Consider the following 25,463-nt stretch of genomic DNA (forward strand, 5'->3'; position numbering starts at 1 on the left):
TATGAGTTATATAAAATCACTTTTGTTGCTTTCCGTTTTGGTTCTGGCAGCCTGCAACAATTCAAAATCAGAAGAATCTCCTCTTGAAATGACGTCGGAAGAAAACAATTCTGGAATGATCCATCTTTCAAAAGCACAGTTTGAAAACGCAAAAATGGAGGTGGGGCAACTTTCCGAAAAACCTTTTGCCCAAAAGGTTCAAACCAGCGGCATGATTGACGTGCCGCCACAGAATAAGGCGGTGATAAGTGCCTTTGCGGGAGGATATATCAAAAACACCCCATTATTGGTGGGTAATAAGGTTACTAAAGGGCAACGGTTGGTAACCCTCGAAAACCCTGAGTTTATTACTATGCAGCAAAATTATCTTGAAACTGCCGAACAGCTATCCTATCTAAAATCGGAGTACGAACGGCAACAGATAATGTTTGAAGAAAAAATTACTTCCCAGAAAAGCTTTCTAAAGGCCGAAAGCGAGTACAAATCAAACTTGGCTCGCTATAACAGTTTGAAGAAAAACCTTGAAATACTAAACATAAATCCTGCATCGGTTCAGGCTGGCAATATTGTTTCAGCAGTAAATATCTACAGCCCCATTGACGGCAACGTGACCCAGATATTTGTGAATACGGGCACCTACGTCTCGCCAGCCGACAAGATTATGGAAATTATGAACACCGACCATATTCATTTGGAACTAAAGGTTTTTGAAAAGGATCTCCTACAGCTTAAAAAAGAACAGGAAATACTTTTTACCGTTCCCGAAGCCTCCAAAGAAGTATTCAAAGGCGAGGTGCATTTGGTGGGAACATCCATTGACCCCAATATGCGAATTGCCATGGTGCACGGGCACATAGACGAAAAGGACGAGCACAACTTTACCGCTGGCATGTTTGTGGAGGCACAGATTGTTACAGGCACCTCAGACCAATGGGCGCTTCCGGAAAACGCCGTGGTGGAAATGGAAGGTAAAAACTACATTTTAAAGATTGAAAACGAGAATGCAGAAGAATTGGAAATCCTTCCCGTGGAAGTAGAAATTGGAGAGACTTACAATGGCTTCACGGCGATTGAGAAATCTGAGAAATTTAAACCTGAAACTAAGTTTTTAACCAAAGGTGCATTTGTGCTCTTACAGGAAGATGCTGGTGGCGGGCATGGTCATTAAGAAACTACAGGCGTCATTGCGAGCGCAGCGAAGCAATCTCTTTGGGTTTAGGTGATAACATGGTTATGGGCATTTTCTCCGGACAGATTAACTGCGTTGAATCTTCGATTTGCTTGAATCGCTCCTTAGATTGCTGCTTCGCAATGACGGCTCACTGTTAGCTTCAGTCGCCACAAAAAAACCATCGTTTCCTTGCTTTTGGTATAAGGGCATAAAAATATATGCATCCCATTTACTGTAAACGGGTTTCCCGTTTTGATATGCTAAAAGTTCCCCTTTTTTAATAGGCTGAAAATTACTGTAGCCGGCTTCCATCCTAAATTCATCCTCGGGTGCTAAGCCATGTCTGTAGCTTATTTCAAAAGTCTTTTGTTTCTTTTTGTTATCAAGGAGCATGGCGGCTGCTTCGGGATAGTGGCTAAGTTTTTCTAGGTCCAATTTACAAGCATTTACAAGTGCTAACCAAATTATCCCCTCATGATTCATTTCCGCCACTTTGCTTTCGTGCTGGCCTCCTTCAAATACAAAACCTGTAATGCCAATTCTACTTTCATAATGATCTATACACCCCAATACGATATCGGAAAACCCACGTATTATGTGGGTAGGAAATTGATGCGCCCACACATCATTGTCGTTTACCTCTTGCACCGATATGTAGGGCGCACTGGCAGAGGAAGTAGTGTGGCAGTCTAAAAAATACCGCTTGGTAAATTCTTCTTCGGGATATTGATTGAGTATTTCAATAATCTCAAACATTTCTTTCTTTTCGTGACTGTCTATAATTTTATTCTTAATATTTTCAACGGTCCAGGTTCGGTTAAGGTCTTCATCAATAAAGCGTACACCTTGCTGCAGGGCCGCTCTATTTCCAGATACGCCAATTACCCTGCCTTTTATCTTTGGTTTTTCCGCTTCCAATATTTCAAATACTTTCTGAAGTGCCCTTAGGCCACTGGGTTCATTTCCATGTATTCCTGCGGTTATAAATAACAAGGGGCCATCAAGTCCAGAACTGTAGGTTCCGATAACCCTAGGTATTTCAATATTTATCTTTTTATAATTATTCATTACACGGTGTGCTTTACGTATTAAATCTTTTTTACGGCCTATTCCTTAATAATTAATCCATGGTAGCCAACTCTTTATTGGTCAAGCTATTTTTATAATATTTTTTATACTCTATTTTACGTTCAATAGCCGCTACAACGGTATCTGTAAAGGCAGGAAGTTTAATATCTTCGCAATAGTCCAAACCTCCCGGGCTTAAAACATTTATCTCTATTAATTTATCATTCACAATATCAAGGCCCACAAAAAAGAGTCCGTCTCTAATTAATTTTGGCGCCGTTAGTGAAACAATTTTTTCTATTTCTGGGGTAAGTTTGGCCTTTTTTGCCTTAGCGCCCAGGGCAAGGTTGCTTCTAAACTCTGAACTGTCATTATTTACTCTTCTAATAATGGCTTTTTCCCCATCTTCTTCCAGTAATTTTCCGTTCATAAGAATAACTCTTACATCGCCCTTACTCACTTCAGGAAGAAATTCTTGGGCAATTATATAGCCTTTGGCACTGATGGTATCTACTATTTGATTGAGGTTTTTCTTGTCCTTATCAATCAAATACACATCTTGCCCGCCAGAACCTTCCAATGGTTTTAGCACCATTTTTTTACCCATTTTTTCCCAGAACTTTAACAGGTCTTCCTTATTGCGGGTGATTAGGCTGTCTGGTTTTATTTCAGAAGGCAGTTCCTCAAAATAAAGTTTGTCAATAAAGGCGTGGCTCATTGCAAATGCATCGTTTAATACCAATACACCATTTTGCTGTATCATTCTTGCAAAGGCAATTCCGCTATGCTCTGCCCAATGTCTGTCTGAAGTTTCCTCTGTAGGATTGTTTCTTAAAAACACTACGTCCATATCTGTACTTGGCACAGCCTTGGCTTTTAGTTTGTCGTCCTGCACTTGTTCCCAGAATTCTTCTACAGTTTCCCCTTTTACCGAGGCGGGTATTTTTTTACAGCGCAGCCTTATGTTTTCATCGCGGTGGAAAATAAAGTCGCCAACGCTCATTACATACACGGTATGGCCGCGCTCGTGCGCTTTTTTCAATATGACCACCGAAGTCCCGCAAGCCTCGGTTTTAATATCACTGATTACAAAACATATTTTCATATTTATATAAGTTTAGAGAGGGAAACCCCTTGTTTAAGTTTGTCTATTCGTTGTTCAAAATCTTTTTGTTGCAGGTATCTTGGTTTTAATTTTGGGGCCTGCAGTAATCCCCGGGCAGATAAATCTGTAATCATCGGTACGTGTTTAAGCGCAAATTTTCCTGCCAGCAGAAATTCCAAATTCCCACCCTCCATAAGATACTCACGCAGTTGAACCAGGCCTTTTAAGTAAATAATATCCTTTAAAAATCCACCCCCCTGAAACATTCTGGAAGTAATATTAAAAGCGTTTTCTTTTGAAAAATTATGGGTACTATAGAGCAGATTGAAGACTTCTTTAAACTCCGCATTCTCCATAAGTGCCGCTCCAGCCACTACACGTCCAGCCAGCATCCGCAAACGATTGGCGGAAAGACTCCCTATTAAATATTCAGAAAGTACGGCAATGCCTTCCTGTAGGGGGTCGTAATCTGCAAAGCCTACACCTAACTGACTTAAGGGCTGTTGCTTGCCGTTGTAGTGGGTAAGGGCGTGGGTGCCTATTTCATGCTGTATCAATGCCTGTGCCTCCTGATGCGTTAATGTATAATCGGCCGGCAGATAGAGTTCTCCATTACTTACCATCATAACATTCACATCCTGGCGTATATGGACTTTAGATTGAAAATTGGCATCTTGTTGCTTAAAGAACTCAAATTCAGCTTCCGCCATTTTAGCAAATGCATTTGCATCCAATAATTCTGCATTATTATTTTGAATGTCTTCGGGTATGTTTTGAAGTATTAATTCTGCTTCGGTTACTATGTTTTTATCCAGCCCTTTATAGAGTCTCACACTGCTGTAAAAAAAGTTTTTAGAGCCCCGTTCCTTCAGCATAGTTAGCTGTTGATCCAATTCTTCCCGCTTTTCGTGGAAAAGGTAAGAGAGCGCGGGATCATCTATTTGGTCTATTTCCAGGTTGTATAGTTTCCTTTTGAGAATATCCGGATCAATGGGGAGGAGACGATAGTGATATTCTTCTACCTTTTTAAAGTTACTTTCAAAAAAACTGTTTCGAATACTCTGTATGTTTACGGGCGCCACCAACAGTAAAAACTGATAGCTGTTTTCTATCTGTGTAAGCTCACGGTCCATTCTAAACACTTCCTTATGGATTTTCCGTTTCCCCAAAGCGTAATAACTGGCCAATTTACTGGAAGTCTGTACCCGTATAAATTCAAAAACCGATTGCTGAATAGCCTTGGCCACGCTCTCTTGGAATTGCCTAAAATAAAGTGGATATACCTCACCCTCGCCATCACGAAATACGGGGGGTACTTCTAAGCCTATGAGCGTTCCGCCACAGTCTTTTATCTCTTCTATACTCATTAGGGCAGACTCGTTTTTTTGCTGCCGTTGTTTGGTTTGCTCTATCCTAGCATTTAACTTTACGCCATAGGTTGTACCTTGAATTTTTTCAAGTGCCTTGCGAAGTACGTCCAAGGAAACCGGAAGCTTGTGCGAAGGACCACGAATCACGAATTCGGTACTGCTTTCAGGCCCACTGTATATTTCCATAAGAAAAAAACTACCAAAACGGGCGCTCATCCTTTCGGTGAGTTGACTTATAATTTCACGGGAATATTCAAAATTATCCTCCCCAATAATCAGGTAGCTGGCTCCTGTTCGTGCTAGCCGTAAAGTTGCTTTGTCATTGGGGCGCTTCCTATAAATAAGAAGAAAAGGAACATCGTGCTCCAAAAACAAAAAACCCCCATTTGGAAGACTCTTGACGGTACGTTGCCCGTCTGCAAGTTCTCCTATCAGTTCTTCTTTGTCCGTCACAGCAATTGCCTTCATGAGTTCAATTTTTTCTCGCTTTTTATCCTTTTGTTGATGGGAATATATAAAAACCCAAGTGTAGCCATCTTGTTTTTAATATTATTTAACAAGGCATTAGGACAGATTTGTAAGTTTGAAACGCCCCTTTGATCCTCCCTCAACAAGGTCGGAACAGGCTCTTCAAAGGGGAAATTTTTTGTTTAGGACAAGATATTTATAAGGGGTGAGGCGGATTTTAATGCAAAGGTGATTGGAAATATCTCCCTTATGGGAATTTAATCTTATTCCTCGGAATCATCTATCTTTCCCTCCCTTTTATCCTTCCTATATTCCTTTTCCTGATTGGCGTTGTTTTTTTCAGGATCAATGGGGCGTTGCTCTGGTCTTGTGGAATCTTTTCTACTTTCCATAAATATTTGTTTTAATAGGTGCTTGTGAATTATTATCTCATTCCACTTTTATAAGATAGGCTTAAAGCGGAGTCTGGGCTTTTTCATAAATAAGTTTTTTGTCTTTCAATTCTTTCCAAAACGCTGCCGGGATTTTTGTATTTAAGGCTTTTACATTATCCTGAACCTGTTCTATTTTGCTTGCCCCGGGAATGATGGACACAAATTCATCTGCCGCCAACACAAAATGCATTGCGGCGGTTATTATATCAATATCGTGCTTTTTGGCAATGGCAGCTATGTTTGCCCGTTTTTCCGCCATTCCCTTCGGGATGGTAGGCTTGTAGTTATAACGCTCTCTACCGGCTATATAACCAGAATTGTAGCCTGCCCCCGAAACTAATTTCACCCCCTGCTTTTTTACGGCAGGCAGCAATCGGTCCACAGCATCTTCATGCTCAAGAATGGAGTACTGCGTGGCCGAAAGACAAATATCCGGGTCGGCAGCTTCCATACAATCCAAGATAGGGCGTATCTTGTTAACCCCCATTCCCCAAGCTTTTATGATGCCTTGGGAACGGTAATCGGAAAGCACTTTGAACGCACCTTTTTTGGCTATTTCCATATGATATTCGTACCGATCGCCCACTTGATCCTCAGAAAGGTCGTGTACATATACAATGTCAATGAAATCAAGCCCCGTTCTTTTTAGACTATCTTCTATTGATTTCTTTGTGGCATCTGCCGAATAATCGTGGTAATAATCAAAGGGCAACGGATTTTCCCACATAGTAGGTGGGACCTCTTCCTTAGGCACTTCCTTGAAAAGGCGCCCCACTTTGGTAGAGAACAAAAATTCATCTCTATTTTGTTTGTTAAGAAATTCTCCAAAGCGGCGCTCACTTTTGGTAAGCCCGTACCAAGGGGAGGTATCGTAATAACGAATGCCCAAATCCCAAGCCTGTTGCAGAATGTTGTGTGCCTGTTCCTCTGTAATATTTTCAAAGCCTGTACCAATGGCAACGCCACCTAGTCCTAGCTTGTGTTTCTCTTTCATTTCCAGTTTTTTCATAATTATCGCTTTTATCCTCTAAATTAAAGGTTCTATTTTTTTCTGGCAGTTAAGGAAAGGTTATAATTGTGAGGCTTGAGACGTGAATCGTGAATCGTGAATTGTGAATTGTGAATTGTGAAACGTGAGACGTGAGACGTGAGACGTGGGTCGTGAATTGTGAATTGTGAAACGTGAGACGTGGGTCGTGGGTCGTGGGTCGTGAATCGTGAATCGTGAATCGTGAATTGTGAAACGTGAGTCGTGGGTCGTGGGTCGTGGGTCGTGAATTGTTGAATTGGGGAATTGTGAATCGTTAGGGTTGTCATAACCCACTGTCGTAACGCAGCTAAATGATAGTTATAGATTTAGCTCGATCACGTTGTACAACAGACTTTTTGCAATAAGTTCGGCAGCGTTGGAGCAGCCACTTTTGGCAAGTATATTTTTCCGGTGGGTTTTCACGGTATTTGGGGAAAGGTGAAAATTTTCGGCAATCTCTTTTGCGTTAAGTCCTTGGGCAATGGCAGTGATAACTTCTTTTTCGCGATGGGTAAACAAGCTGGTAAAAGGAGTATCGTCTAATTTTTTTGGGGGACTAAAAACTTCCTTGTCCAATGGTAGGTTATAATATGATTTGCCCCCGTGCAGGTGAATGAAGGAGAGAGTGTCAGTCTTTGTGGTTTTTAAATGTGTAATATCGGTATGCACTGTAAACACATGCTCTACGGCATCATTTTCCGATAATGTTAGGGTGGTACACTGCATAATCATAGTACGGTGCTTTCCTTTATGGTCCACCATTTTGTAGGGATATAGTATTTTATAATCCAACAGTTCATCAGGCCTTAAAAAGTTCACAAAAAAGTCCTTGATTATGCGTTCTTTCTTCTGTATAAGTTCAATCTCTTCGGGCAAGGCCTGTTGCAAAAGTTGCAGCATATTAACATCTTCCGGCGCTATGCCCGTAAAATCAGTCACTGAATCGGAAATAAAATCAAGCTCCAAGTTGTGCATGTTTAGCACATAATAATACGATTCGCCCATCGTAAAAAAAGTAGCAAATCTATGCAGCTGCTCTTTTGTGTTGTATTCCTTATAGTTTTTTATTTTATTCGAGTATTCTGATTGCCAGAAGTTTACTACCTCTTTAAAGTTTTGGGACATTATATTTTGTGTTATCTATTGGTAACAATATAAAATCGGGATTCTATTAAGAATCGATTTTCCGGTAAAAAAATAGAAATCCTTTAGCAAAAAACCTAAAACATTTACACTTTTTAGTAACATAATTTCAAAATTATGGGCTAAAAAAACCTGGGGTTTGAAGCACAACCTTAGAAAAAACGGCAAATAATATCCCCCAAAAAGGGTATTGACTTTGCCTAAAAAATCCTGTTTGTTTGTAAGAGATAAAAAAATAATACCATGTTCAGGATTAAATTTTCAATAGTATGTATGTTTTGTGCCCTTGTACTGCCCGGCTGTTCCGACTCTACTGATGAGGCTTCAGATCCGGAAAATTCCTGTGAGAATAGCGGGCTCCAAATAGAATCAATAGAAATTGAGGAAAACATGGCCACCGCCACGGCTACCGGGGGTACGCCGCCCTATGAGTATGAGTGGAGTGACGGTACCCAAGGGAATGTATATATCGGTTGGTCTGGGACCTACATGGTAACCGTGACCGATAGTAAAGGATGTACTGCCACGCGAGAGGCTTTGCTAGAAGGGGTTTATAACTTTGCAGGCACTTGGGAAATGGTAGTGTTTCAGGAAGATGTGCCCGTAGGGGAGTATGTGGAACATTATAGTACAGATTGCCCAGATATTGTAGTAAATAAAACCTCTATGAGCGGCAGCTATGAATTTCAATTGGGGGAATATGAGGCCTTGTTTGAATATAGCATCACAGACAGCACCATAAATACCAACATTGAATATAACGCAGATTGCGAGATTGTATCTGATTTGCCCGATACCGAGACCGAAAATACCGAAACGGGAGAGGGGGTTGTGTACTTTGATGGCAGCAATTTTGTATTGAACTACTTTAATGGCGGGGAAGAAACCGTAATTATTTTAGGCCAGGACAGGATAAAAATAGCAGATGAGGAATACGAGCGGTTGTAAGTAGCTAACCCCTCCATTAACACCCATAAATTCGTTTAGGATTTGTGGGTTTTTTTGTATTTCATTTGACCAATTGTAAAAGCGTCATTGCGAGCGCAGCGAAGCAATCTCTTTGGGTTCAGGCAATACCATGGGTGTAGGCGTTTTCCCTAAACAGATTGCTTCAGTCGCTCCTTGGGTCGCTCTTTCGCAATGACCTCTCGACTCCTCTCGAGGTAGGCTAACCAACTTAGGACAGGCTGTTCAGAATAGTCTTTCATGGAGACGCTCAGGGTTAGAAAAGGGGATATTGAGACGGGATGGTATAGATTTTATATGTATTATGTTTATTTAATACGCTATAAACATACTATAAACATACTATAAATATACTATATACATACTATAAATACTCTTTAAGTGAGTGATGAGTATTGAGCCGTGAGCTGTGAGTGGTGAGCTGTGAGTGGTGAGTGGTGAGTGGTGAGCCGTGAGTGGTGAGCCTTGAGTGGTGAGTGGTGAGCCGTGAGCCGTGAGTGGTGAGCCTTGAGTGGTGAGCCGTGAGAAGTGAGTGGTGAGACTTGAGTGGTGAGTGGTGAATTGTGAGACGGTTTACTATTTTTTGTAAACTTCGTACTTCGTGCTTCGTACTTCTTACTTCAAAAATTTCCCTTGTGTAATCTTTGTTACTGAACACTCCGGTTTAAAGGCTTAAATTTGAATTAAGTTATTCATTTAAAACAATTAAGCTATGAGTTATTACATCAGTACAACATTAAAGAACACAAGTTTTAAAGAGGCCATTGAAAAAACAACGGCAGCTTTAAAAGAAGAAGGTTTTGGGGTGTTGACCGAAATAGATATAAAGGCCACCTTAAAAAAGAAGTTGGATGCAGACTTTTACAATTATACCATACTTGGCGCCTGCAATCCGCACATGGCGCATCAGGCATTACAGGCGGAAAACAAAATAGGAACCATGCTTCCCTGCAACGTGATAGTGCAGGAACGCGAGCCCGGCACCGTTGAGATTTCGGCGGTAGATCCCGCGGCTTCCATGATGGCGGTACAAAATGATTCGTTGGCAGGCATAGCCAAAGAGGTTCAAGAAAAATTGACCAAAGTCATTAAAAGTATTTAGGGACGTTTCGTGGTTGGTTCATTCCTGATAAGTGCAGATTTTATTGGTTAGTGAAGAGGCTGTCTCTTTTCAATTATCATTGATCAATTATCAATGATCAATACTTAATATTCACTATTCACTACTAACTACTCACTCCTTCTCGGTAACATTAGTTACTGACTTGTCTTGATTTCTGAAGTATGTTTGCATCAAATTAAAAATTACAATGAAGATTAAAAATATAACTACACTAATAGCGATGTTGCCCACGCTACTATTTGCGCAACAAACCGTCCCCATTTCCAAGGCAGAAGTGCTGGAAAAAGTGGTGCAGCAAAACAATAAACTGAAGATTGGCGAGCAGCAGGTACTTGCCGCAAAAGGCGATTACAACCAAACCAACGCGGTTTTCCTACCTAATATAACTGCGTCGCATACCGGAATGGCAACCACCAATCCGTTGATGGCTTTTGGTTTTAAGTTGAATCAGGAAATAGTTACCCAAGCCGATTTTGATCCGAATAAATTGAACAATCCTTCGCAGATCAATCTGTTTGCAACAAAGTTTGAAGTGCAACAGCCACTTATAAATGTGGATGGCATTTTTCAACGCAAAGCCGCAAAAGCAAAATGGGAAGCTACCCAAATGCAGTTGGCGCGCACGGGAGACTATCTTTCCCTTGAAACCGAAAAAGCTTATATGCAACTCCAACTTGCCTATAAAAGTGTGGAAGTTTTGGAAACCGCTTTAAAGGCCGCCAATGAAAACCTTCGGTTGGCGAACAATAGTTTTAAGCAGGGCTATTTGCAACAGAGCGATGTGCTTGCGGTGCAAGTACGTGTTACCGAAGTGGAAAACCAGTTGCAATATGCCAAAAGCAATGTGATAAACGCTTCGGAATATCTTGCAGTTTTAATGAATGAAGAGGTTTCCGGTGTTTTAAAACCAACGGATTCGTTGATGGTTTCTTCGGAATTGAAGGCAGCTGAAACAATTTCCAATTCCAGAGCCGATATACAGGCCATGGAATTTGCCGCCGAAGCCTACAGACAAAATTACAAAGCAGATAAAATGACTTTTCTACCAAGGCTGAACGCTTTCGGAAGCTACGAACTTTACGATGACCAGATTTTTCAGGCCGATGCCAATGGCTATCTGTTTGGAGCGGCCTTGACTTGGAATCTTTTTGAGGGTTCTAAACGCTTCGGAAAAACTCAAAAAAGCAAAGCGGAATTCAACAAAGCAAATCTTGAATTGGAGCAATACAAAGCCGAAAGCCAATTGGAGCTGAATAAGGCAAAACGAATGTATCAGGATGCAAAAAACAATTTAAACCTGACCGAGTTGGCGCTGGAACAATCAAAAGAAGCGCTCCGCATTCGTACCAACAGATTTAAGGAAGGTCTTGAAAAAACCACCGACCTTTTAATGGCTGAAACGCAGTTTTCACAGAAACAATTGGAATATTACAATACTGTTTTTCAGCATAATTATGCTTTGGCATATCTTCAATTCTTAACTAAAAACTAATCAGTGATGAAAAAAAAATATTCTCTAATTCTATTCTTGGCAGTACTCAGTTTTACTGCGTGTAACAATTCTTCCGAAGAAAAAAACATCGATAACACAGCGGCCATTCCAGTAAACGTGAGTTCCGTAGCGGCCGAAAATAATACACCTTTTTTAACCGCCAGTGGTAAAATAGAAGCCGCCAACAGCGCCACACTAAGCACCCGAATGATGGGCTTTGTGGACAAGGTGCACGTGAATGTAGGCGAAAAAGTTACAAAGGGACAATTGTTGGTGAGCATCAACAATTCAGACCTTTCTGCAAAAAGTGCGCAGACTAGCGCTGGTATCACTGAAGCACAGGCGGCTTTCAACAATGCTGAAAAGGATTATCAACGTTTTAAGAACCTCTTTGCGGAAAATAGCGCAAGCCAAAAGGAACTCGACGATCAACGCGCGCGTTACGAAATGGCAAAAGCCAGATTGGAAGGCGCAAAACAGATGAAGAACGAAGTGCAATCGCAGTTTGCCTATGTAAACCTTCGTGCGCCTTTCAGTGGCGTAGTTACCAATAAATTTATTGAAGCGGGCGATATGGCGAATCCCGGAGTACCATTGATTTCAGTAGAAGGCCCTGGCAATTTTGAAGTAACCGCTTCAGTACCCGAAAGTGAAATTTCTAAAATAAAATCAGGCACCGAAGTACAAGTGATTGTAAAATCTTCAGATAAAATACTTCCCGGCACGGTTACCGAAGTAAGCACTTCCGCTAAAAACACGGGTGGACAATATTTGGTAAAAGTGGTCTTGGACAAAACCGATGCCGATATTCTTTCGGGTATGTACGCCACGGTTCAATTTCCCATAGAAAGGAAAGCAGATATTACCACAATTTTGGTTCCAAAGGAAGCAATAGTTAAACGAGGGCAATTAACCGGGATTTACACCGTAAGCCAAAGCAACACGGCATTACTGCGCTGGTTGCGAGTGGGAAGAACTTTTGGCGATAATGTGGAAGTACTTTCAGGTTTGGCAGCAGATGAAAACTATATAATTTCTTCCGAAGGAAAACTTTACAACGGAGCGAAAATAACCATTAAACAATAATCATGAAGGACGGATTAGCAGGCAAAATTGCCAAGTTATTTATAGGCTCAAAGCTTACGGTACTGTTGATGATCGTGTTTATGGTCATTGGGGTGTACAGTTCGTTTTTAATCCCGCGCGAGGAAGAACCGCAGATTGATGTGGCCATGGCGGACATCTTTGTGGGCTACCCGGGAGCTTCCCCAACAGAGGTTGAATCCCGTGTTGTAAAACCATTGGAAAAACTGGTGTCCAACATTCCCGGCGTAGAGTATGTGTATTCCACTTCTTCCAAAGAAGGGGCGATGGTAATCGTACAGTTTTATGTGGGCGAGGATATTGAGCGATCTTTCGTAAAACTTTACAACGAAATGAACAAGCACATGGACCTAATGCCTTCAGGCGTTACCATGCCGCTTGTAAAACCCCGCGCCATTGATGATGTACCGATGCTCGGAATCACCCTTTGGAGCGAAAATTACGACGATTTTCAGCTGAAGCAAATTTCAGACGAGCTTACCCAGGAAATTGAAAAAGTAAACAAGGTTTCCACCACCCATAAAATCGGGGGCAGAAACCGACAGCTGCGGGTAATATTGGATAAGGATAAATTGGCTTCCAGCGGACTCGACTTTTTGGGCGTTGCCGAAATGATAAAGGCAAACAATCAGCAAATGAGCTCCGGCAGTTTTGACAAAAACGATACGGAGTTTTTGGTTACCACCGGAAGTTTTCTAAAATCAGCGACCGATGTTGAAAACTTGGTGGTGGGCGTTCAGCAGAACCAGCCTATTTATCTGAAACAGGTTGCCGCAATTTTTGACGGTCCCGAAATCCCGAGGCAATATGTTTCCTTTGGGTTTGGAGGTGCGAGCGAAAACATCTCCAATTATCCTTCGGAATATCCCGCCGTAACCATTTCGGTTGCAAAACGAAAAGGCGCTGACGCCATGAAAATTGCCGATGTGATTATTGACAAGGTTGACCATTTGCGAAGCAATCTGATTCCCGATGATGTTCATGTAGAAATCACCCGTAACTACGGTGAAACAGCTTCCCACAAGGTTTCGGAATTGTTGATGCACCTTATAGGTGCTATTATAGCTGTTACTTTGGTAGTGATGCTCGCTATGGGTTGGCGAGGAGGTTTGGTAGTGTTTTTATCAGTGCCCATCACCTTTGCTTTGACACTTTTGAGTTATTACCTGCTCGATTATACATTGAACCGGATCACCCTTTTCGCTTTGGTATTTGTTACGGGAATCGTAGTGGATGACTCCATCATCATAGCCGAGAATATGCACCGGCATTTCAAGATGAAACGCTTGCCGTTTAAGCAAGCTGCCATTTACGCCATAAACGAAGTGGGTAACCCGACCATTTTGGCAACCTTTACGGTAATCGCTTCCGTCTTGCCGATGGCTTTTGTTTCTGGATTGATGGGTCCGTATATGTCGCCAATGCCCATCGGGGCTTCGATAGCTATGATACTTTCGTTGTTTGTGGCACTGACCATTACTCCGTATTTGGGATATATCTTTCTTCGTGAAAAAGAGAAAAAAGGAAAAGCTCCCAAGCCCGAAAAACCTTTGGAGAATACTTTTATCTATAGAATTTATTCGAAACTGGAAACTCCTCTGATCGAAAACAAAAAGACACGTTGGCTGTTTTTGGGGATTACCGTCGTGATGCTTTTAGGTTCTATAATGATGTTCTTTACCAAATCGGTTGCCGTGAAAATGCTTCCTTTCGACAATAAAAACGAAATGCAGGTAGTGATCGATATGCCCGAAGGAACCACTTTGGAACGCACCGCAGTAGTTGCCCGCGAAATTGGACAATACCTTTCCACACAGCCCTTGGTAGTGAATTATCAAAATTACGTTGGTACTTCGGCACCGATAACCTTTAATGGTTTGGTGCGTCATTACGATTTACGTGGCGGTAGCAATATGGCCGATATACAAGTGAATTTGGTGGGCAAGGAAGACCGTAGCGAACAGAGCCACGAGATTGCAAAACAACTGCGACCGCGCATTCAAGAAATTGGAAGGAAGTTTGGCGCCAATGTAAAAATAGTGGAAGTGCCGCCGGGGCCGCCAGTATTATCAACAATTGTCGCTGAAATATATGGACCCGATTACGACCAGCAGATAGCAGTAGCCAAAAAAGTTGAAAACATTTTGAACGATACCCAAGATGTGGTTGACGTAGATTGGATGGTGGAAGCAGACCAAAAGGAATACGAGTTCATTATTGACAAGGAAAAAGCAATGCGTTATGGCGTGGCACCACAACAGATTGTTTACACTATGAGTATGGCGCTTTCAGATAGACCGGTAACCAATCTTTATGCTGAAACTGCCACTAATCAAGTGGGAATATTACTCGCTTTGGATGAAAAGGAAAAATCTACCATCCAGGATATTTCGCAGTTGAAGATTGCTTCAAAACAAGGCAATATGGTTTCGGTGGGCGATTTGGTAACGGTGCAGGAAAGCACCCGTGCAAAAAGCATTTACCGCAAAAACCAAAAACGTGTGGTTTATGTCTTGGCAGATATGGCGGGAGAGCTTGAGAGCCCTGTATATGCCATTTTGGGAATGACCGATAAGCTTAACAATATTGCATTGCCGGCAGGTTATAAAATGAACGAACTGTATTTGCAGCAACCCGAACACGAAGACGACTTTACCGTGAAATGGGATGGGGAGTGGCAGATAACTTTGGAAGTTTTCCGCGATTTGGGAATTGCCTTTTTGGGGGTAATCATCATCATTTACATTTTGATTGTAGGTTGGTTCCAAAACTTTAAGGCGCCAGTTGTAATGATGGTTGCCATTCCGTTATCGTTGATAGGAATTGTGCTTGGTCACTGGATTATGGGTGCATTTTTCACCGCTACATCCTTCATTGGAATGATTGCCTTGGCGGGAATTATGGTGCGAAACTCGGTGCTGTTGATTGACTTTATAAACCTGCGAACTGCAGAGGGAATTCCGTTAAAACAAGCCGTAATTGAAGCAGGCGCAGTGCGAACAACCCCAATATTATTAACTGCAGGAACGGTGGTTATTGGAGCATTTGTAATACTGTTCGACCCAATTTTCCAAGGACTTGCCATTTCGCTGATGGGCGGGACTATTGTTTCTACTGTACTAACACTACTTGTTGTGCCTTTGGTGTATTATATGATTGAACGGAAGAATTATAAAGAGTAAAGAACATAAAACAAAGAACATAGAACATAGAACATAGAACAAAGAACAAAGACTTAAGACTATTAAGTTAATTTGACTTTGAATAAATAAAAGTAATAAACAATAAACAACACAATAATCCAATGAAACTACTAATAGTAACCGTGGTGGACGAATTTCAGAAAGAAGTGCTGCACCTTTTCAAAAGAGCCAATATTGAGAGCTACAGCGGTTCCGATATTGAAGGCTATAAAAATGCGTCATCCTTTATGATGAACTCCAGTTGGTTTCCTTCGGAAAAGGGAGGAGCCGATAGCAGCATGTTTTTTTCTTTTACCGAAGAGGAAAAAATTGATTTGTTTTTCAGCTTAGCAACACAATTCAATAAAAATTTGGAAACCAACAACCCAATCCATGCGGTGGTAGTACCCATAGAACGGAATATTTAAGCAGTTAACAATTAACAATTAACAATTAGCAATTAGCAATTAGCAGTTATTTAATTTTCACTATTCACTATTCACTATTCACTATTCACTATTCACTATTCACTATTCACTATTCACTATTCACTATTCACTATTCACTAATTAATAAACTTAAATTAAATAATTATGATTAACAGATATATTAGGGCAATTGCCGGGACTTTTATTTTGATTAGCCTTCTTTTGGCTGTGTATGTAAATATCAACTGGTTGTGGTTCACAGGGTTTGTGGGCGTCAACTTGCTGCAATCATCTTTTACAAAGTGGTGCTTGATGGAAAAAATTTTAAAAAAACTGGGTGTTGACAATTGACAATATTCACGTATAATCAGGTATTGAGGTACAGGTTATGTTGAAATATGACCATGGTTATTTTAAAACTGCCAATTGTGGGGTATATTTGAAAAATAGAAACCAATTGAAAATATCATGACTATAAACATTCAATATGTGAAAATGCCTACCAGCGAGGCTATGAACGAATACGTAGAAAAGAAACTACAAAAACTTGCCGATAAATATGAATGGCTCATTAGGGCTGATGTAAGTTTTAAGATGGAAAACAACGTGTACGGCAAGGGAAATATTTGTGAAATGGAACTGAGTCTTCCGGGACCAAAAATCTTTGCAACATCAAAAGAAGCAACCTTTGAGGCAGCCGCTAAAGAAACAATTTCCGATTTGGAAAAGCAGCTTAAAAAACGAAAGGCAAAATTCACAATCCATTAAATCCAATTAAGATGAAAAAAATAGTAGTTCCCGTAGATTTTTCCCGTCATTCCGAATATGCTATGGAAGTGGCCGCAAATATTGCAAAAAAACAAAATGCCGAAGTAATAGCTATACATATGATGGGCCTTAGTGAGGCTGTGGTTACACGCGACGAAAGCAAGGAGGTTTTTGAAGCAATGTATTATATGAAACTTGCGGAAAAGCGTTTTGCGGAATTTCTCGACAAAGATTATTTGGAAGGCGTTAAAGTTACAGACGCGGTCCACAATTATAAAATTTTCAGTGAATTGAATGATGTAGCCCGAGATTTTGGAGCAGATTTAATAATAATGGGTTCTCACGGAAGCTCAGGTTTAAAAGAGGTTTTTGTGGGGAGTAACACTGAAAAAGTAGTGCGTACATCAGAAATTCCTGTCTTGGTGATAAAGCACCGCCATGAAAATTTCAATCCTGAATTCGGGGTTTTTGCGTGCGATTTTTTGGAAAACTCAGTGGGTCCCTACAAGCGCGCGCAGAAAATGTTTGACGCCCTAGGAATCAAAATGCAAATGCTCTATGTAAATCTTGCTGGCGATTTCCGCAGTACCCGCGAAATTGAAAAAAGAATCCTTGATTTTCTGAAAAACGCCGGAGAGTCCAATCCGCTGGAAACTCTGAACAGCGTAATTCAGTACAACGAATATTCCGTGGAAGCAGGGATTTTTGGCTACAGCCAAGTAAGCAATGCTGATATTATTGCACTGCCAACGCAAGGCCGTCAAGGTTTGGCACACTTTTTCTCAGGAAGTATAGGCGAGGACGTTGTAAACCATTCCGACTTGCCGGTTATGACCTTTAAAGTTTAGTTAATTGCTGGAGACATCAATTAACGATGAAAGAGCAGGAATTTCGTAGATGGGTTTCTGCTTTTTTCATTTTACAATACTGTATTAAGGGCAATTTCAATCATTTTTGAAAAGCTACCCTCGCGTTCGTCAGCGGTTGTTTTTTCGCCGGTTACCAATGAATCGGAAATGGTCAAAATAGCCAATGCTTTCACATTAAATTTAGCTGCTATGGTGTAAAGTCCCGCAGCTTCCATTTCCACGCAAAGCACACCAAAATCTGCCCACTGTTTATAACTGTTGAAGTCATCTTCATAAAACTGATCGCTTGAAAGCACATTGCCTGCTTTTATGGAAATGTTATTATTCTTGGCGTAAAGCGCTGCTTTCATAAACAAATCAAAATCGGCAGTGGGCGAGTAGTCGCAGTTTACAAAACGGGTATTGTTAATGCCTGAAGTGGAAGAGGCTGCCATGGCAATCACGATATCACGAATATTTATATCCTTTTGGTAGCTTCCCGCAGAACCAACTCGTATCAAATTCTTTACGCCGTAATCGTTAATAAGTTCGTGGCAGTAAATTAAAGCCGAAGGAATGCCCATTCCCGTGCCCTGAACTGAAATTGGTTTTCCTTTAAAAGTTCCGGTATAGCCCAACATTCCGCGAACGTCATTGTAACATTTGGCATTTTCTAGAAACGTTTCCGCAATCCATTTGGCGCGCATCGGGTCGCCGGGAAGTAAGACTGATTCTGCAATCTCTCCTTTTTTTGCTTCAATATGTGTGCTCATCTGTGTCTTTTTTGGTGTAGGTTACAATTTCAATTCCCGAAGAAGTTCCAATTCTGCTAACGCCCATTGCTATATATTTTTTGACGGTAGCGGCATCTTTTATTCCGCCAGAGGCTTTTATTTTTAAACTATCACCCACCTCATCAACCATTATTTTTACTGCATTTTCAGTTGCGCCGCCTGTTCCGAGGCCTGTTGAGGTCTTTACAAAATCAGCGCCTGCCTGTTTGGCAATCTGGCAAGCCTTCCGTATTTCAGAATCGGTTAAATAGCAGGTTTCCAAAATTACTTTTAAGGGTCGGTTGCCAATGGCTTTTTTCACGGCGGCAATTTCATCTTGAACTTGCTTGTACAATTCGGCTTTTAAAAAACCGATGTTCAGTACCATATCAATTTCATCGGCTCCGTCATTTACAGCTTGTTCGGCCTCGCAAACCTTGGCGTTTTGGCTGCTTGCACCCAACGGAAAACCCAGTACTGAAGCTATTTTTACATTGCTGATCTTCAATTCAGTTGCAGCTAAGGAAACGTAACAGCTGTTTACGCAAACCGCGTAAAAGTTGTACTTTTTTGCTTCATTGCAGAGCTTTACAATGTCTTTGGGAGTCGCAGAGGCTTTTAAAAGGGTGTGGTCTATGAAATGGCTCAGTTGCATCAATTTTTATGTTGATTGATGATGGAAACCAATTCATTTTTCTGCAGTACGCCACTTTGCCGCCAAAGTTGTTTGCCGTTTTTGAAGAGAATCATCGTTGGTACCCCGCGCACTTGAAATTGCGCAGCTAGGGGCTGGTTTTTGTCAACGTCAATTTTTACAATTTTTACGGTATCGCCCAGGTCGTCTTTCACTTGCTTTAGAATGGGAGCAAGCATTTTGCAGGGGCCGCACCAATCTGCAAAAAAGTCAACCAATACGGGAGTATCGGAATTGATTATGTCTTTAAAATTGCTTTTCATTTTGTGGGTTATCGGTTATCGGATGTCGGTTTTAGTTTGCTTGATTGTTATTCTTTTCTCTCACAAAATCAAAGGATTTTTTTTGTATTTTCTTAAAACGGGCATCAAGGTTTGTAATGGAATTTTGATGGAATAAGTTCCCGTATAGGATGGGCAGATTACGCAGTCGTCAAAATAGAACTCTACTACATCATCATTTATTACAAAGTTGTTTTTTGCGTCAAAAAAATCATCGGCAGAAATTGCCCAACAGTCGTAATACATTTCGCCAGAATTTATTTTTTCCTTTAAAAGCGTATTTAGTATTTCGCGCAATTCTTCCTCAGAGCCATTGTTGAAAAAATCTTCGTAGTTCATAAAAACAGCCCGTTCCAGATCAAAATTCAAACAATCAAAAGTGTATGCTGCGTGTGCTGCACCGGTGTAATGATTCTCTTTATAAAAAAGAACACTTATGAGCCTATCGTTAAGGTTGTAGATTTTATAGTCTACCCTGCGCAATTCATTTTGTTTTGGAATTCCCAACGAATCGCAAAGCCGTTTTTCTTCTAGAATCTGTTTTTCAACTCCTTTGGCATCCAGGTAATAGTTGCTGATGTATTCGTTAAAGTTTTCAAATTGTGGCTTTATTTTTTCGTTTAGATAAGGGTATTTAAAATCCAAAGTGTACCAATCGCCTTCTTTTAAAAATGATTTTGAGATTAGCAGGTTTTCCAGTTCTGCCTTGGCATCATTTTTTTCAAGTAGTTCTTGCCTTTTTATGATGAGGGTTTTTTGTTGGGCTTCCAGATTTCTGTCGGAAACTTGGATGGAATCTACAATTTCTTCCGGATTGTCTTCAGGATCACTTTGAACATCTGCGTTTTTTGTATCATTTTTACAACCTATAAGGGTAAGTACTGCTATGACTGTCAGAAGAATTTTCATGGTATGGGGGTTTAGGTTCATAAAATTAAACAAACAAATTTTATGAAGAAAAATCATTTTTAAAACAATTTAATCTTTCAATAGGTTTTTTAGTTTCGCAAGCATAATTACTTCACTTTTGTTTTTTCCTGAAAAGGAATTGGCGATGGTGTTTGCGGTTTTCCAAATGAGCTGTTTTCTTTCATGGGTAAAAAGTTTGGGATGCTCTTTTTTATAGTCTGCAAAACTTTCAAAACAGTCATTTGCATCCAACTGTTCGTAATCAAACCAATCAAAAACCACTTCTATTTGATAAGCGGCATCGGTATGAAAAGGATCTTCGTAATCGTCCAGATTTTTCCATTGCTCGATTACAATTTTTTTCAAAGCCTCATATTCTGCCTTTCTAACTATTTTGTCGGCAGCGGCTATGGAATAAAAAAGCTCGCCCATTTTTTGGTAAAATACGAGCTGGGGTTTGTCCAGGGTTCCCATAATTTTAAGTTTATTTTATGGTTGTAAAACTAAATAGATTTCTATTGAAATTTTATGACATTCATCAGTTAAGAAAAACTGTTTAAAATCCTTACTTTTGGGGAATGAAGGTTTTTGAAGAAAAAGAGGGCAATATTTTCAGGATTCTTTCCGAGGCCATTTCGGAAGGTATTGTTATCGTTAACGAAAGTCAGCAGATTGTAACTTCAAATGATGCCGCGAGCAGAATGTTTGGCTATACGCCCGAAGAACTTTTGGGCGAGAACCTGAGCATTTTAATACCCAGGGAATATAGAAGCACCCATCCAAAGCAGGTTAATGAATTTTTGAAAAAAAGTAATCCCCGGCAAATGGGCCATGGGCGCGATTTGTATGGCCGCCACAAGGACGGCAGTGTTTTTCCTGTTGAAGCCGGATTGAACCCTTTTGAAGTTTATGGCAGTAAATATGTAATGGCTTTGGTTACTGATATTTCTGTACGCAAAAATCAAGAAAAAGAAATTATTCAGCTTAACTTATCCTTGGAGCAAAAAATAGATGAGCGTACCAAGGAACTTAAACAGACCATAAAAGAATTAAAGGAAGAAGTTGCAAAACGCAAAGAGGCAGAATATAAAATAAAAGAATCGCTTCGGAAGGAGCGTGAGCTCAATGAGCTTAAAACAAAGTTTCTATCGCTGGTATCGCACGAATTTAAGACACCATTAAGCGGGATTTTAACCTCGGCGACACTTGCAGGAAAGTATACCGAGACGGAGCAGCAGGACAAGCGTGAAAAGCATTTGAAAACCATTCAAAGCAAAGTAAAGTATTTGAACAATATCTTGAATGATTTTTTATCCATTGAGCGTTTAGAGTCTGGCAAAGCCAGTTATAAATTTGAAGTTTTTCCACTGAGTAAAGTAGTTAATGAGGTTATTTATAACGCAAACATGCTTTTAAAGGACGGGCAAAAAATAAATTATCCGAGCAATATTGATGAAATAATAGTGGATTTTGATGAGAAAATACTAGAGCTTTCCCTTACAAACCTTATAAATAACGCCATAAAATACTCTCCAGAATACACCACTATTGATGTAGTAGTAATACCCGAAAAAGAAAATATTTGCATCCAAATAATTGACGAGGGTATGGGGATCCCGCAAAAGGAACAGAAATATATTTTTAATAGATATTTTCGGGCGGAAAATGCACTGTTGGATCAAGGTACCGGCATTGGCCTTAACATAGTAAAAAGCCATTTGGAAAATTTAGGCGGTACCATTACTTTTGAAAGTGAACAGAGTAAGGGCAGCATATTTACAATTTCCTTTCCTACCAAAAATCATACAAATTAAATGAAGACAATACTTCTTATTGAAGACGATATCGCACTAAGAGAAAACACTGCAGAACTTTTGGAACTTTCCGGTTACAATGTTTTTACGGCCCCAAACGGTAAAGTGGGCATCGAAAAAGCTAAAAAGACCCCTCCCAATATTATTATCTGTGATATTATGATGCCAGAAATAGACGGTTATGGCGTACTGGAAGCCGTAGCTTCTGAAGAACGCACAAAACATATCCCATTTATATTTCTTTCTGCAAAAACAGAGCACAAGGAAATTCGCAAGGGCATGGATATGGGAGCTGATGATTACCTTACAAAACCATTTGACGAGGAAGAATTGTTAAGTGCCGTAGAAAGCCGATTGGCAAAAGCCAGTATATTGGCAATGCGAAAAAAAAATAAAGTTGAGGAGGCCGATGGGGGCGAGGAAAACCCACAGAATCTGAACCAGTTGAAAAACTTTTTTTGTGATGAAGGTGAAGCATCTAATTATAAAAAAGGAGAAACCGTTTATCAAAAAGGCGACCACTCAAACAGTATGTTTTTAATCTTAAAAGGGGTTGTGAAAACACATACGATGGACGCCAACGCTAAAGAGCTTATAACAGGTCTTTACAAGGCCGATGACTTTTTGGGATTCACTTCTTTTGACGATAACATTCCCTATAATGAAACTGCTACAGCTGTAGAAGAAACTGAAGTTGTAGGAATTTCAAAAACCTATGTGAAGGATATTCTGAAAAAAAGCCAAGATGTTTCCTTGGAATTGATGAATCTTTTAACCGATAATCTTTCCGAAATAAAGCAGCAATTAGTTAAAATGGCTTACAGCTCCGTTCGGAAAAAGACTGCCAGTACCATTCTTCAATTTGTGGAGATTATGGACAAAAAACCAAATGCCGCCCTACGTATTTCTCGAAATGATCTTGCTACCACTGCAGGAATCGCCACCGAAAGCCTAATCCGTACACTTTCTGATTTTAAAAAGGATGGAATTATTGAGATTGATGGTCGCGATATTCGTATTTTAGATTTGGAAAGCCTGCGCGACATTCAGTAACCTTCTAAAAAACACTCGGCGTGTTGCTTTTGGTAGTGTTTAAAAAACAATTTCCCCAAAACTGATTTTTATCATTTTCTGTGCCGGCCCATACAAATATTTTTGTCGAGAAGATTATGATACAATGATGAATATATTGATCCCCACAGATTTTTCTGAAAATTCACACAATGCCATTCGTTATGCGCTGGACTATTTTGCCGATATTTCAGTGAATTTTTATATTCTTCACATTTCGCTGAAAAATTCATTTTACAAAGAATTGGAACCCGATGGGTTCTTTGAAGCCTCTGGGGGCAAACATACTTTACAAACACCTTCGGCACTGTTAAAGGAAGAAATAAAAAAGTGTGAATTGTTCTCAAAAAACCCAAACCACAAGTTTTATCCCCTTTACGAAAGCGTGTTGTTGGTGGAAGCCATAAGAAAATACGTTGAAGAAAAGGAAATAGACTATATTTTGATGGGCACAAGAGGAACCTCAAAAACCAATAGGAGTAATATGGGCAGTAATACATGTGATGTGATCACTAAGGTAAAATGCCCAATATTGGTAATTCCAGAAAATGCGAGGTTCAATGGTATAAACAACATTGCATTTTTAACGGATTATAATTGCCTTTTACGAAACAGGGTCATCACTTCCCTTTCCGAGACACTGGATTTGCACAAATCACCACTTCGAGTGCTTCACATCAAAGCTCAAAATTCAGATCTTACTGCATCCCAAACGGACAACAAAGGGTTTTTGCATTACTTTTTCAAGGAAAAAAAGCACAGTTTCCATTTTGTGGAAAACAAAGACTTAGAAATTGGCATTCAGGATTTTGTAAATACCTGGGAAATTAGCCTAGTTTCCATAGTTGCCAAAAACCTCAATCTTATTCAAAGATTGTTATTGCGGCCTTCACTAAAATCTGTTAGATATACTGCAGATGTGCCTTTTTTGGTGCTCCATGAATAGTGTTTATAGCCTAACTTTAGGTGAAATTAGTTACTATTTAAATGGGGCAGAACAAAATCATTCTTCTTTACCAATTGGATAATCCTCATAAAAATCTTCAAAAGTTTTATTGGTGGTATAATTATCATTTAAAACCTTAAAGACTGAGAATACTAAAAAAGCTTGTCCAAATACAGTTAAGTAAAAAACCCAGCTAAACGGAAAATCCATTGCGGCAAAGATTGCGACCGTAATCAAAACAAAGGTGGTTACTACAAGATAGGTGATAGCAGAAAAATGCATAACTTTTTAGTTTTAAAGTACGAAATAAATGCTGGTCTGCTCTTAATTATTCCTTAAAAATCAGACTGTTGATTGATATTTATCATATTTTAATACTACTGTAATGTTTATCTTTACGTAATTGTTTAAAACATTCTGCCATGCGAAAAATACTCATCCCTACCGATTTCTCAGAAAACTCGATGAATGCGATTAAGTATGCGACAGAGCTCTTTAAATATGAGCAGTCTGAAATTTATTTGCTCCATGCTTTTTCCGATTCGGTATATGAAGATAAAGCCCGTTTAGCCGACGCGGTTTTTGAGGAATTACAACAAAAGGCACTTCAAAAAGCTCAGGGTAATCTGGAGGAAACACGGAAACAAATCTTCGGATTTTCACCAAATCCAAAACATACTATTCACACCATTGCAGAGTTTGGCCTGCTGGTAGATTCGGTAAATGATTGGGTAGAAAAAGAAAATATAGACGTGGTAGTTATGGGAACCAAGGGTGAAACTGCCGATAAAAAAATAACCTTCGGCAGCAATACGCTTCAGGTAATAAAATATGTAAAATGCCCAGTACTCGCCATTCCGGCAGTTTATGGAGATGTACATCCAAAAAACTTATTGTTCCCAACAGATTATCAATTGCCCTACAAACGCCGTGAGCTAAAACTAGTTAGCAGTATTGCGAAATGTTTTGTTTCGAAAATGGATTTCCTTTACGTTTCAAAATTTCCGTCACTCACCTTGCGGCAGCAGGACAACAAGAAATTTCTGGAAGCCTCTTTCTGTGATAACCAAATCAATTTTCATCAAGTTAGTGGTACAAATGTTACCAAAGCTATCAATACCTTTATCATTGAAAACCCTATAGATATGTTGGTAATGGTAAATACGCGCCATTCCTATTTGGAAAACATACTCTACCAGTCTACTATTGAAAAGATAGGGCTCAAAATAGACATTCCTTTTTTAGTACTTCAAAATCTACCGAGATAAACTTTTA

The 25,463-nt window shown here is 40.0% G+C and carries 26 protein-coding genes; 14 read left to right on the plus strand and 12 right to left on the minus strand.

Translation table 11 applies throughout. The features are described 5' to 3' along the window. Position 1: 1 nt before the first annotated feature. Positions 2 to 1,168, plus strand: a complete 1,167-nt coding sequence (locus JK629_RS10560) for an efflux RND transporter periplasmic adaptor subunit (RefSeq protein WP_202335586.1) — start codon at positions 2 to 4, stop codon at positions 1,166 to 1,168. A gap of 87 nt (positions 1,169 to 1,255) precedes the next feature. Here JK629_RS10560 and JK629_RS10565 read toward each other — a convergent pair whose 3' ends face one another. The 6 genes from JK629_RS10565 to JK629_RS10585 all read right to left on the minus strand — a co-directional run bounded on the left by JK629_RS10565 (position 1,256) and on the right by JK629_RS10585 (position 7,771). Then, positions 1,256 to 2,239 carry a M14 family metallopeptidase gene (locus JK629_RS10565; protein WP_202335587.1) on the minus strand — a complete coding sequence of 328 codons (984 nt, stop codon included), beginning with the start codon at positions 2,237 to 2,239 and terminating at the stop codon, positions 1,256 to 1,258. A 52-nt stretch (positions 2,240 to 2,291) separates the two neighbouring features. Then, on the minus strand, positions 2,292 to 3,344 hold the full coding sequence (locus JK629_RS10570; RefSeq protein WP_202335588.1) for an ATP-grasp domain-containing protein: 1,053 nt from the start codon (positions 3,342 to 3,344) through the stop codon (positions 2,292 to 2,294). Positions 3,345 to 3,346: 2 nt separating this feature from the next. After that, a complete protein-coding gene (locus JK629_RS10575) occupies positions 3,347 to 5,182 on the minus strand; it encodes a flavohemoglobin expression-modulating QEGLA motif protein (RefSeq protein WP_202335589.1) in 1,836 nt (611 codons plus the stop codon). Positions 5,183 to 5,445: 263 nt separating this feature from the next. Next, on the minus strand, positions 5,446 to 5,574 hold the full coding sequence (locus JK629_RS15595; RefSeq protein WP_262896508.1) for a hypothetical protein: 129 nt from the start codon (positions 5,572 to 5,574) through the stop codon (positions 5,446 to 5,448). 61 nt (positions 5,575 to 5,635) lie between these two features. Beyond that, positions 5,636 to 6,625 carry an aldo/keto reductase gene (locus JK629_RS10580; RefSeq protein ID WP_202335590.1) on the minus strand — a complete coding sequence of 330 codons (990 nt, stop codon included), beginning with the start codon at positions 6,623 to 6,625 and terminating at the stop codon, positions 5,636 to 5,638. 339 nt (positions 6,626 to 6,964) lie between these two features. Beyond that, positions 6,965 to 7,771 carry a response regulator transcription factor gene (locus JK629_RS10585; protein WP_202335591.1) on the minus strand — a complete coding sequence of 269 codons (807 nt, stop codon included), beginning with the start codon at positions 7,769 to 7,771 and terminating at the stop codon, positions 6,965 to 6,967. A gap of 291 nt (positions 7,772 to 8,062) precedes the next feature. On the opposite strand from JK629_RS10585, the gene JK629_RS10590 reads away from it, so the two are divergent. The 9 genes from JK629_RS10590 (at position 8,063) to JK629_RS10630 (ending at position 17,700) form a co-directional block, all read left to right on the plus strand. After that, entirely contained in the window at positions 8,063 to 8,737 is a 675-nt protein-coding gene (locus JK629_RS10590) for a SprB repeat-containing protein (RefSeq protein ID WP_202335592.1), read from the plus strand. A gap of 730 nt (positions 8,738 to 9,467) precedes the next feature. After that, a complete protein-coding gene (locus tag JK629_RS10595; RefSeq protein WP_202335593.1) occupies positions 9,468 to 9,857 on the plus strand; it encodes a DUF302 domain-containing protein in 390 nt (129 codons plus the stop codon). Positions 9,858 to 10,065: 208 nt separating this feature from the next. Then, positions 10,066 to 11,370 carry a TolC family protein gene (locus JK629_RS10600; RefSeq protein ID WP_202335594.1) on the plus strand — a complete coding sequence of 435 codons (1,305 nt, stop codon included), beginning with the start codon at positions 10,066 to 10,068 and terminating at the stop codon, positions 11,368 to 11,370. 6 nt (positions 11,371 to 11,376) lie between these two features. Next, positions 11,377 to 12,456 carry an efflux RND transporter periplasmic adaptor subunit gene (locus tag JK629_RS10605; protein WP_202335595.1) on the plus strand — a complete coding sequence of 360 codons (1,080 nt, stop codon included), beginning with the start codon at positions 11,377 to 11,379 and terminating at the stop codon, positions 12,454 to 12,456. Positions 12,457 to 12,458: 2 nt separating this feature from the next. Further along, positions 12,459 to 15,656: an efflux RND transporter permease subunit gene (locus JK629_RS10610; protein WP_202335596.1), complete on the plus strand. Its 3,198-nt coding sequence runs from the start codon at positions 12,459 to 12,461 to the stop codon at positions 15,654 to 15,656. Between the two features lie 122 nt (positions 15,657 to 15,778). Further along, complete coding sequence (locus JK629_RS10615) at positions 15,779 to 16,084, plus strand: hypothetical protein (RefSeq protein WP_202335597.1); 306 nt, start codon at positions 15,779 to 15,781, stop codon at positions 16,082 to 16,084. A gap of 165 nt (positions 16,085 to 16,249) precedes the next feature. Continuing rightward, positions 16,250 to 16,435: a YgaP family membrane protein gene (locus JK629_RS10620; RefSeq protein ID WP_202335598.1), complete on the plus strand. Its 186-nt coding sequence runs from the start codon at positions 16,250 to 16,252 to the stop codon at positions 16,433 to 16,435. A gap of 117 nt (positions 16,436 to 16,552) precedes the next feature. Continuing rightward, positions 16,553 to 16,852, plus strand: coding sequence for a ribosome hibernation-promoting factor, HPF/YfiA family (gene hpf / locus JK629_RS10625; protein ID WP_202335599.1), 300 nt, complete (start codon positions 16,553 to 16,555; stop codon positions 16,850 to 16,852). A gap of 11 nt (positions 16,853 to 16,863) precedes the next feature. After that, complete coding sequence (locus tag JK629_RS10630; protein ID WP_202335600.1) at positions 16,864 to 17,700, plus strand: universal stress protein; 837 nt, start codon at positions 16,864 to 16,866, stop codon at positions 17,698 to 17,700. 71 nt (positions 17,701 to 17,771) lie between these two features. Here JK629_RS10630 and deoD read toward each other — a convergent pair whose 3' ends face one another. From deoD to JK629_RS10655, 5 genes are all read right to left on the minus strand, one after another. Further along, the gene (gene deoD, locus JK629_RS10635; protein ID WP_202335601.1) at positions 17,772 to 18,473 is read right to left on the minus strand and encodes a purine-nucleoside phosphorylase; all 702 of its coding nucleotides are present in this window, start codon (positions 18,471 to 18,473) and stop codon (positions 17,772 to 17,774) included. Continuing rightward, positions 18,457 to 19,128 carry a deoxyribose-phosphate aldolase gene (gene deoC / locus JK629_RS10640; protein ID WP_202338047.1) on the minus strand — a complete coding sequence of 224 codons (672 nt, stop codon included), beginning with the start codon at positions 19,126 to 19,128 and terminating at the stop codon, positions 18,457 to 18,459. The genes deoD and deoC overlap by 17 nt, the downstream gene beginning before the upstream one ends. Continuing rightward, positions 19,128 to 19,430 carry a thioredoxin gene (gene trxA / locus JK629_RS10645; RefSeq protein ID WP_202335602.1) on the minus strand — a complete coding sequence of 101 codons (303 nt, stop codon included), beginning with the start codon at positions 19,428 to 19,430 and terminating at the stop codon, positions 19,128 to 19,130. The genes deoC and trxA overlap by 1 nt, the downstream gene beginning before the upstream one ends. Before the next feature lie 60 nt (positions 19,431 to 19,490). Continuing rightward, the gene (locus tag JK629_RS10650) at positions 19,491 to 20,357 is read right to left on the minus strand and encodes an RsiV family protein (protein ID WP_202335603.1); all 867 of its coding nucleotides are present in this window, start codon (positions 20,355 to 20,357) and stop codon (positions 19,491 to 19,493) included. Positions 20,358 to 20,426: 69 nt separating this feature from the next. Next, complete coding sequence (locus tag JK629_RS10655) at positions 20,427 to 20,831, minus strand: hypothetical protein (protein WP_202335604.1); 405 nt, start codon at positions 20,829 to 20,831, stop codon at positions 20,427 to 20,429. A 104-nt stretch (positions 20,832 to 20,935) separates the two neighbouring features. Here JK629_RS10655 and JK629_RS10660 point away from each other — a divergent pair, with 104 nt between their 5' ends. The 3 genes from JK629_RS10660 to JK629_RS10670 all read left to right on the plus strand — a co-directional run bounded on the left by JK629_RS10660 (position 20,936) and on the right by JK629_RS10670 (position 24,188). Continuing rightward, positions 20,936 to 22,171, plus strand: coding sequence for a PAS domain-containing sensor histidine kinase (locus JK629_RS10660; protein WP_202335605.1), 1,236 nt, complete (start codon positions 20,936 to 20,938; stop codon positions 22,169 to 22,171). Continuing rightward, on the plus strand, positions 22,172 to 23,224 hold the full coding sequence (locus JK629_RS10665; RefSeq protein WP_202335606.1) for a response regulator: 1,053 nt from the start codon (positions 22,172 to 22,174) through the stop codon (positions 23,222 to 23,224). A gap of 124 nt (positions 23,225 to 23,348) precedes the next feature. Continuing rightward, a complete protein-coding gene (locus tag JK629_RS10670) occupies positions 23,349 to 24,188 on the plus strand; it encodes a universal stress protein (RefSeq protein WP_202335607.1) in 840 nt (279 codons plus the stop codon). Positions 24,189 to 24,245: 57 nt separating this feature from the next. Here JK629_RS10670 and JK629_RS10675 read toward each other — a convergent pair whose 3' ends face one another. Then, the gene (locus JK629_RS10675; protein WP_202335608.1) at positions 24,246 to 24,470 is read right to left on the minus strand and encodes a hypothetical protein; all 225 of its coding nucleotides are present in this window, start codon (positions 24,468 to 24,470) and stop codon (positions 24,246 to 24,248) included. 140 nt (positions 24,471 to 24,610) lie between these two features. Here JK629_RS10675 and JK629_RS10680 point away from each other — a divergent pair, with 140 nt between their 5' ends. Further along, positions 24,611 to 25,456: a universal stress protein gene (locus JK629_RS10680; protein ID WP_202335609.1), complete on the plus strand. Its 846-nt coding sequence runs from the start codon at positions 24,611 to 24,613 to the stop codon at positions 25,454 to 25,456. The last annotated feature ends 7 nt before the right edge of the window (positions 25,457 to 25,463 follow it).

Source organism: Aequorivita iocasae (assembly GCF_016757735.1).
GTDB classification, from domain to species: Bacteria; Bacteroidota; Bacteroidia; order Flavobacteriales; family Flavobacteriaceae; genus Aequorivita; species Aequorivita iocasae.